General features: G+C 27.8%; 7 protein-coding genes. 3 read left to right on the top strand and 4 right to left on the bottom strand.

The window, feature by feature from the left end:
• Positions 1 to 228: 228 nt before the first annotated feature.
• The 4 genes from MBCUR_RS09270 to MBCUR_RS10470 all read right to left on the bottom strand — a co-directional run bounded on the left by MBCUR_RS09270 (position 229) and on the right by MBCUR_RS10470 (position 5,536).
• Positions 229 to 1,275 (bottom strand): ABC transporter substrate-binding protein, encoded by a 1,047-nt coding sequence (locus MBCUR_RS09270; RefSeq protein WP_067092629.1) that lies wholly within the window; start codon positions 1,273 to 1,275, stop codon positions 229 to 231.
• 753 nt (positions 1,276 to 2,028) lie between these two features.
• Positions 2,029 to 3,369 carry a nitrogenase component 1 gene (locus tag MBCUR_RS09275; RefSeq protein WP_067092630.1) on the bottom strand — a complete coding sequence of 447 codons (1,341 nt, stop codon included), beginning with the start codon at positions 3,367 to 3,369 and terminating at the stop codon, positions 2,029 to 2,031.
• Between the two features lie 3 nt (positions 3,370 to 3,372).
• Positions 3,373 to 4,923, bottom strand: a complete 1,551-nt coding sequence (locus MBCUR_RS09280) for a nitrogenase component 1 (RefSeq protein ID WP_067092632.1) — start codon at positions 4,921 to 4,923, stop codon at positions 3,373 to 3,375.
• Between the two features lie 388 nt (positions 4,924 to 5,311).
• Positions 5,312 to 5,536, bottom strand: coding sequence for a hypothetical protein (locus MBCUR_RS10470; RefSeq protein WP_157077734.1), 225 nt, complete (start codon positions 5,534 to 5,536; stop codon positions 5,312 to 5,314).
• Positions 5,537 to 6,191: 655 nt separating this feature from the next.
• On the opposite strand from MBCUR_RS10470, the gene MBCUR_RS10475 reads away from it, so the two are divergent.
• The 3 genes from MBCUR_RS10475 to MBCUR_RS09290 all read left to right on the top strand — a co-directional run bounded on the left by MBCUR_RS10475 (position 6,192) and on the right by MBCUR_RS09290 (position 8,687).
• Entirely contained in the window at positions 6,192 to 6,350 is a 159-nt protein-coding gene (locus MBCUR_RS10475) for a hypothetical protein (RefSeq protein ID WP_157077735.1), read from the top strand.
• A 244-nt stretch (positions 6,351 to 6,594) separates the two neighbouring features.
• Positions 6,595 to 6,729, top strand: coding sequence for a hypothetical protein (locus MBCUR_RS10975; protein ID WP_281190586.1), 135 nt, complete (start codon positions 6,595 to 6,597; stop codon positions 6,727 to 6,729).
• Positions 6,730 to 7,019: 290 nt separating this feature from the next.
• Positions 7,020 to 8,687 (top strand): NAD(P)H-dependent oxidoreductase, encoded by a 1,668-nt coding sequence (locus MBCUR_RS09290; RefSeq protein ID WP_067092635.1) that lies wholly within the window; start codon positions 7,020 to 7,022, stop codon positions 8,685 to 8,687.
• Positions 8,688 to 9,332 lie beyond the last annotated feature (645 nt).

A 9,332-nucleotide genomic window follows, 5' to 3' on the forward strand; every position in this document is an offset into this window, starting at 1 on the left:
GTATATATATGTTATATAAAATTAATAACAATTGTTATATTTATTTTAAATTAGTTATCTTAAATAAAAAAATACCTATTTAAAAAAAAATATAAAAAAGATATAAGACAATGTAGAAAATATAAAAAAGATATAAGAAAAAAATTATTTATAAAACAAAAAAAATGACATTTTTCAATGCAGTTTAAAAAAAAATCTATTTTTTCAGTTTTATTTAATTATTATGTTTTAATTGTCTGGTAAATCAGTTTTCCATGTATCTTTAAATTTATCAGTTACTATCTGATCAACAGTGATTTCACCTTCTTTTAATTGACCATCAATGACCATTGCATCAATCCATTCTTGAATATATCCTTTAGCTACATCATTAATAGCTCCAGATGGACTGTACCAATGTGTATTAGATGTGTAAGGTAGACCAATATCTTTAGCTGTTATTTCACCAGCCTCTTCACGGTTATCATTAGCCCATCTTTCACCATCTTTAAATGCATTAAGGAAATCTCTAATGGTGTCAGGATATTTTTCTATATATTCATCACTGAATACAATTAAAACAGTTCCAGCTGCTTTACCAAATGCAGGAGTACTAGTAAATAATATTCTTGCTCCACCATCATGTTCTGCCTTATTAAAGAAAGGAGGGTGTAGAGTAGCTATGTCTATGGAGCCTTGTTGTAATGCTGCTTCTTGTTGAGGATCAGGGAGAACAACAAACTCATAGTATTCATCAGTTATATTATTTTTTCTAAACCAAGCATTAGTTTCTAAATCAGCACAAGTACCTTGAGCAGCGATTGCAACTTTGACTTTACGACCATTTTGTTCTTTAAATGCTTTAAAATCAGCTGCTGTCTTTAATGGACTATCTGATTTAACAAGCCAGTGCATATGTTCTTTTTCTACATCATTATTAGTTGGCTCTGCCTCACTTACAGCTACAGCTTTTGCTTTAGCTCCACTCTTAATCAAATTAATCACAGAATTAGGATGTCCTGCATACACATTAATTTCACCACTTATAAATGCCGCAGACTGTTGAGCTACAGGTATTTCTCCTTTATCCACGAAATTCACACCATATTTCTTAAAGTATCCTTTCTCTTGTGCTACAAACCAAGGAGTTCCAGCACAATCTTTCGTAACTGCTGCTTCAACTGTGTTATTTACTTGTTTACTTGAGAAAACAGTACTTCCTCCACCTACAACTACGACTGCAATTATAATAACTGCTATCACAGCAACTATGCCTAAAATTTTCTTATTAACCATATTTTACCTCATTTATTATAGTTTTTTCGACTTATATTTCTTTAATGTCCCAAATTTAATATTTTTATTAAAAAAGGGCAATACAACAGCATTTTCTAAATTAAAAAGTTATTTTATAGAAAGTTGCTTTATAAAAAGCTATTTTATAAAAAATAAATTTTATAAAAAAATAACATTGTTATAAATTATATATAACAATTGTTATATTATTATATATAAAAAACTATTAAAAACTTATATTTTAATTATTTACACATCTTAGATCAATTGAAATAATATAAGCAAATTAAACTCAGCTTATTTCCATATTTATTAAAAATACGGCCATTTCAATAGTTTTTACATTGTTTTCTAAATTAAAAAATTTTTTTATAATCATTTTTTAATAAAATGTAACTTAGTTATAAATTACATATAACAATTATCATTTTATCAAATGTAAAAAAACCTTAAAATTTAAATAAATTTATTTAATTATATTTATTTAATTATATTTTATTAAAAAATTAAATAAAACATCTAATTATCATTAAAAAGATAAATAAGATGTATACTTATTTAAAATTTAAATATAATGTATATTTAATTTATAGAATCTTAATATATAAATATATATAACCTATAAACTCTATAATTTATAAAATCTATATAATCTATAAAATTTTAATATATAAAATTTATATAATCATGAAATTTATATGATCATAAAATCTATATATTTAATCGAAAAACTGATAAAAAAGTCCCAAAGTATTACAATGGCCCTAATTTTATAGATTTTGCATTCTCAATAAAGTGAGTTCCACCAAAGTATCCTACATAGTTATCTCCTAAAACCAAGCGATTATATGAAGGAAATGTGACAGTAAGATGAAGCTTGTTTAACTTATTAGCAAATGCAGATTCAATAGAGCTTGCAAAAAGGGTTGAAAAAGACCTATTTTCAAGATGTTTCTGAATTTTATAAGTATCCTTTTCAAAAATTATCTCAGGAGAGAAATTAATCTCCTTACTTTCAAATTCTTTAACTATTTGATCCCTAAACTCAACAGGAGGATCGTCTGTAATAATAATGACCTCTGGAAGAGCTGAAATCTCATCAGTTAAATATTTAGTAATATTTATAGCAGTATTAGTATCTGCAGCAACTGCAAAGTAAGAATTAGGATCGTATACAATAATGGCATCTGCTCCAAACTCTAGAAGATCATAACTCTCTCTTTCTTGCTTGAATATATAATCTTCAACTTTTTTAGTAGGCAAATCAAGTAAGTCTGCAACTTTTCTTAAGAATTTAGTTGTTTGTATTGGACCTACTGGTGGACCTGGGAAAGATACAAATGGGGTTCCAAATTTTTCCTCAAGTTTTTTAGCAGCTCTATGACCAACCCATGGAGAAAGAACAAGATTATATGCTGCTGCAGGGATTTTCTCTAGAGTTTCTAATGTATCAAATTCTGTGAAAATAACATTAGCTTCAACACCTATGTCTTTAAGTATTTGTTTAATGGTTTTAAGTTCTCCTTTCCAAAAAAGATGTTGAAAAGGAACTATTCCAAAGATATTAACTAATTTTTTTCTTTTTCTTTTAGGGGTTAAAAGTTGATCTGCTAAAGCTTCAAAAAAGAGTTCATAACCATGAAAAGAGTTACCACTGAACCCTGGAGCATTAACATGTATTAAAGGAACTTTATCCCTGAATTCTCCAACTACTGCATCAACATCATCACCAATTAACGAAGGAACACAACCTGAAATAACCACAAATAAATCACTGTTAAACATTTGAATACTTGAATCAACAAGTTTTCTAAGTTTATCTTCTCCACCAAAAATAACATGTTCTTCTACTAGAGAAGAACATGGAACATTGGTACTACCGTAGTCACCAGTGGAGTTAAATCCTCCAGCCATTCCAGTACCATGAATTTGACTCATCCCACATCCAGAACCTGAATGCAAAATAGGAACTGCTTTTTTTAGTCCAACAGTTGCCTCATATACTCCTGAAAGAGAGCATCCATATCGGGGAGCTTCAACTACTCGGCTTTCATTATTAGTTTGACTTTTACACTGTGCCTTGTCATTTGACATTATTTATTTCCCCTTTTCAACAAAATAAAGTGGATCATCTTGTTCTAAATACCAATCTTGATAAACGATACCGTTTTCTTCAGTCATAATACGTTGGAAAGATTTATTTTTCAATGTTTGTAACAACAAGTTTCCATAAGCAATTGATCCTGAATATCCACATTGAGCACTTGCAACAGTTGGATCTCCACGAACAGCATGTAATCTTGCAATACTACTAGTTTTCAATTTCCATGCTCCTCCTTGTAGTGGGCAAGTTAATGCTACATCTGGATTTGTATGTTTAGTGATATGTACCTGCTCTGCAGATTGGAATGTATTTACCATTATATCAAAATCACCAACAGTATCAATAACATCCTGAAGCTCATTTAGTAAAAGATTGTCAAAATCTTGAGCCATTGCAGAGGTAGCTTTGATTCCTAACTCATCAAAGTAAGGTAACTGAGTAACAAGTCTTCCTTGACCTAAAGAACCAAGAACATTAAGTTTTCCATCCTTAACACTAAGGTCTTGGAATCCTTTTTGAAGTTCTTTTAATTTAGGAACCCATTTTTTATGTTCTCTTGCAATAAGCTCTTCACACTCTTTTTCTTTTCCAGTGAATTTAGCAATTTGACGTAACCATGCATCAGTATTTGTAATACCTACTGGTGAAGGATAAAGGAAGTATGGAACACCAAATTCTTGTTCAAGACCTTTTGAGAGATAGTCAGTGAAAGTAGGACATATTGGAGCAGTTACTGCAGCTTCACCTAACTGTTCAAGCTCTTCTACTGTACAAAACTCTGGAATAAAGTTTGCTCTAAGACCAAGTTCACCTAATAATCTTATTACTTCCAACCTATCTTGCCAAGTATAAGAGAGCATACTTGCAATGTTAACCAAATCTTCTTGTTTCTTTTCTGGCTCTTTAACAAGATATTTAAGAACTGCATGCCAAAATGCATCATATCCTGTCTGAATTATTCTAGACCTTACTGCTTCACAATGTATTGGTACAATTGTTGCATCAATTTCTGGTTGTAATTCATTTACAGTTCCTTCAATATCTTCGCCAATTATTCCTGTAACACAAGTTGTTAATATAAAAATCGCTTTAGGGTTATATCTTTCTTGAGCTTCTCTAATAGCTTCAGCCAAGGTGTCTTTAGCACCAAAGACAACATCATCCTCACTTAAATTAGTTGTTAACCAATGAAGTTCAAAGTCCTCTGGTCTGCCTAATTCTTGTGGTACCAATCTAAAATATTCGTTGTATCCTAAAGCTGTTGTAGAACAACCTACAGGACCATTAAATATTACGGCAGCATCCCTTATTGATGCAACTCTTACAGATAAATAAAAGTTAAGAAGACATCCACCAGACTGTTGGAAATCCCTGTCAGTACATTTTAAGCTACCTTTTTTACCTTCTTCTAAAAGTTCACTTGCTTTTCCAAAAAATACATTTATTCCATTTGCACGATCTTCTCTTGTCGGACATGTATTTTTACTAAGATCCAATTTGAAATCTGTATCCAAATCACTTGGATTAATATTATTATTTGCCATTTACTATCCCCTTCTGTACATTCATTAATTATATTATCCCTATAGTTTTATCCTATAATTTTATCCTATAATTTTATTTCTATAGTTTTATTCCACAGTTTTATTCATCAATTTTTTCATTTAAAATGCCATTTAATTTTTACAATTATTCGTTTATTATGAATTTGATTTATTTATATCATATTTTTTTTAATTTTTGAAAAATTTTTATAAGTTAAATAATTTCAATAAATTATAAACAGTTCAATTATAATTAATTATAAGCATTATCATGCATTATTCCATCTTTCATATAATATACACTCCCAAAAAATTAAAAATATCTCCTGACACCTAGAAGCTAAAATGTTAATTCTTAGTAAAATGTTAACCCATACATTATAATTAATCAATATAAAATTGTTAATTCATGTTTATAATACGAACTACATCTAAATCCAAAAACATTACGATACCACTCTTTTTTAGACTTATTTAAACTCAATATGACCAAATAAGTAGACAACCCAAAAAAATCAGCCAAAACATTAATCAATCTAGTTATGTCCTTCGATTTCAGTAATTTAGGAGGCAAATGATTTTCAATAACTTGATTGGAGATTTTATTTGACATATTATTGTTTTTAATTTAATAGTTGCATCTTATCATTTAATACATATATAAATGTATTTATAACATCACATTAATATTTCATAACAATAGTTATATAACATTGTTATTTTTTTATATATAACAGTGTTATGTTTTAATGATATATAAATGTTTTGCTAAGTTGAGGTTGTAAAAAAGCATGAAGTTTTTTGGAGAAATCACTTTTCATTTATAAACATATAATTAAAACTGAAAATTTTAGAAAAAATTCTACAAAAATTTACACCCTCTAATTATCTAATACTTAAGTTATAAAATACTATGCGTAATTTTTGTTAAAAGGAGTGTTTAAAAATGCCATTAAAGCATGAATTGTTAGGACTTTTAGAATATGGATCAGTGACAGGATATGAGTCAAATAAAAATTTAAAGACACATTAAATCATTTTTAGCAAGCCTAAACAAGCCAAATGTATATAATATTAAGAAACAAGCATTACACCTTGGTTGTAAAATATATCCAAAAAGGAGAAACTTTAAAAGAGATTGTAGACGTTTTAATAAACGAAATCAAAAACAATAAATTTAAAATTAAAGGACTCTACCTTGATAGAGAATTTTTCATCATAGAATTTATTAATTATCTCCAAAATAGAAAAACACCTTTTATCATACCATGTGTGAAAATAGAACCCGGCGGAGGAATAGTAAACACATTAACTGGCAAAAAAGCTACTCTACCAACTACACAATGCATTCAAAAGAAAACAAAGCCATATTCCAAGATAATATAGTGGTCAAATACTCCAAAGGCAATATAAACAAAGCAGAATAAAATACTTTGCATACGAATATACAACATGGATGTACTTATTAAAAACACATTTAAAGAGTATAGAAAATATTTTGGAATAGAATCCAGCTACAGGCCAATTAACCAAGCACGAACACAAATTACTAGAAAAAACCAGCACTAAGACCATATACATAAGACTAGGTCTTCTCTTAGTCAATATCTGGATCTACATCCAATAGACAGAACTCAGGACAGCAAAACAAGGCGGACGCCAAAAAATAACTTGGACATTCAAAACCATGATAAAACAAATCAACCGAACAACCAAAGAAAAACTATGGTTCAACAACAAAGTAACAATCTAAAAAAGAACAAACCTCACGGAAAAATTCTGAAAATGTACATAAAAAAACCCTGAAAATCAAACAAACAAAACCAAATCCAATAAAATCCAGCAAAACCCACAACAGATTCCAACATAACATGAAAAAACAATCAATAAAAAAAGAACAACCCCAAAATATAAAAACAAAAAACACATAAAATATAATAATATAAAAACACAAAAACACTTTACGAACTAGTGATAATTTTAATCTAATTTTAATCAATTATTTCAAATTCAATAATTTAAGTTTATAATTTTAACAGTGTAATTTAAATTTAATATAATAGTGTTAAAACCTTTAAAATTTTAATGGTGAAAAAATGAAGATATTGGTATTAAATGGAAGTCCACGAGGAAATAAAAGCAACACTTTTCAATTAACTGAAAATTTTATTAAAGGGTTAAACAATACTCAAAATAATAATATAGATATTTTAGATATGATCAAACAAAACATTTCTCCGTGTTTAGGTTGTTTTAATTGCTGGACTGTGAGTCCTGGAAAGTGTGTAATTAAAGATGATATGGAAGAAAATTTAAAAAAGTATATTAATGCTGATTTAATAATATGGAGCTTTCCTCTTTATTATTTTGGTATGCCTTCCCAAATTAAAGTGTTTATGGATAGGCTTTTACCTCTTAATCTACCGTTTATTGAAGAGCCTAAAAATGGAGGAAATATTCATCCTCCTCGCTATGATTTATCTAAACAAAATTATGTGTTAATCTCAACATGTGGGTTTTATACAAAAGAAAATAACTATGATGCATTATTTAAACAATTTGAACTTGTCTATGGAGATAAAGTAAAAAAAATTATATGTACTGAAGGAGAGCTTTTTGCTCATCCTTCTCTTAAAAATAGAACTTCACAATATTTATCTTATGTTAAAACTGCAGGTGAAGAATATGGAAAAAATAAAGAATTTTCAAAAGAAACAGAAGAAAAATTAGATGAATTATTATATGATAAAGATACTTTTATAGAACTTGCAAATTTAAGTTGGGATATTAACACATCCGAAGAAAATACTATAAATAGCATTAACAATGATGAAAATAATTCAAAAATAGCTAATTCTTATGAAAATAAAGAAGAATCATATAGATTTATGAAACAAATGACAGCTATTTACAACAAAGGAACAGTAGAAGATGGAGAAGTAATTATAGAAATTTATTTCACTGATTTAGAGAAAACATATCAAATTCATTTAAGTAAAAACTTATCTAAGTTAAAAGTAAAAGATTTCAAAGAGTATAACACTAGAATTGAAACAAGTTTCCAATTGTGGAAAGATATTTCAGAAGGAAAAGTTAATGGAGCCAAGGCAATGATAGATAAAAAATATAGAGTCTTAGGTGACTTTAACACTATGTTAAAAATGGATGATTATTTTGGTGTTGGGAAATCTGTTGGGGAATCTGTTGAGAAAGAAACACAATCAAAATCTACAAACATGCTATTTTTATTAGCACCATGGATTATTTTCTGGGTTTTAGTTCCAATTAGTTCACAAATTGGAGGAACATTAGCCATTATATCTTCCTCACTTATTCCTTTACTTAGGGGTAAGTTTAAACTTACAATATATGATCTTGCCACAGTTTCTTTAGTTAGTATTTTAGGAGTCATTACATTAATGGGTTTTAATGTTGGAACAATAGTCTCCATATCTTATTTATTGTTTGGAGTTTTATGGTTGTTTTCAGGGTTTTTAAAAATACCTCTTACTGCATATTATTCTAATAAAGACTACAATGGAGAATTGGCCTTTAAAAATCCTCTTTTTATAAAAACAAATAGAATTTTGACTATTGAATGGGGAGTATTATATGTACTAATCTCAATTTCCACAATATTTATAATGCAAACAGTTTTTTCACCATATGTAGGGTTGATAAATTCTCTTGCTCCATTGATTATGGGAATATACACTAACTGGTTTTCAAAATGGTATCCTGCCCATATAGCAAAAGCAAAATAAAATAAAATAAAATAAAATATAAAAAAACTAAATGGCTAAAGACACAGTGATGTTTATTTTGACACCATTAAATAGCTATTATTTCTAAAATCTTACCATTACTCTGATTCGCATAAAATGGTTTGTACTAAGCTATTTGCTATAATAGAAATAATAAAAATTTTTTTCAACTAAAATTGAGCTTTGATTTAGCTGTTTTAAAATGTCATCCATGATTTTAGTTATTTGTTTTTCATTAACATTATAAAATGTGTAAATAAGAATATTTTCATCTGTGCTGTGATTTAAATCATTAATCCCTATCCTTCTCCATTTAAACTTTTATATTCTTTAACATATTTATTAAATATGGAGGAGATAATATTTTTTGCATCTTCAATAGCTATAGATTTAAAATTATCTTTATCACTTGCTCAAATGTATAAAGTGTTTTTATTTTCTTTTACATGATTTATTAAATCATTTTTATCATCAGAAAAATAAAAATAAGTGAAAAAAGCAGTAGCTAGTAAATTTATTATTATAATGATAATTAGAATTTTATTTGTTTTATTACTCATTTTTTTCTCATATTTTCTTTTAGAATTAAATACAATCATCTTAAGAGTTACAAATATATGTATATATACTGTCCCTTATACACAT

This window comes from Methanobrevibacter curvatus (assembly GCF_001639295.1).
GTDB lineage: Archaea > Methanobacteriota > Methanobacteria > Methanobacteriales > Methanobacteriaceae > Methanoflexus > Methanoflexus curvatus.

Coding starts and splice junctions, on each gene's coding strand:
- MBCUR_RS09270 (WP_067092629.1), bottom strand. CDS start 1,275: ATGGTTAATAAGAAAATTTTAGGCATAGTTGCTGTGATAGCAGTTATT.
- MBCUR_RS09275 (WP_067092630.1), bottom strand. CDS start 3,369: ATGTCAAATGACAAGGCACAGTGTAAAAGTCAAACTAATAATGAAAGC.
- MBCUR_RS09280 (WP_067092632.1), bottom strand. CDS start 4,923: ATGGCAAATAATAATATTAATCCAAGTGATTTGGATACAGATTTCAAA.
- MBCUR_RS10470 (WP_157077734.1), bottom strand. CDS start 5,536: ATGTCAAATAAAATCTCCAATCAAGTTATTGAAAATCATTTGCCTCCT.
- MBCUR_RS10475 (WP_157077735.1), top strand. CDS start 6,192: ATGTGTGAAAATAGAACCCGGCGGAGGAATAGTAAACACATTAACTGG.
- MBCUR_RS09290 (WP_067092635.1), top strand. CDS start 7,020: ATGAAGATATTGGTATTAAATGGAAGTCCACGAGGAAATAAAAGCAAC.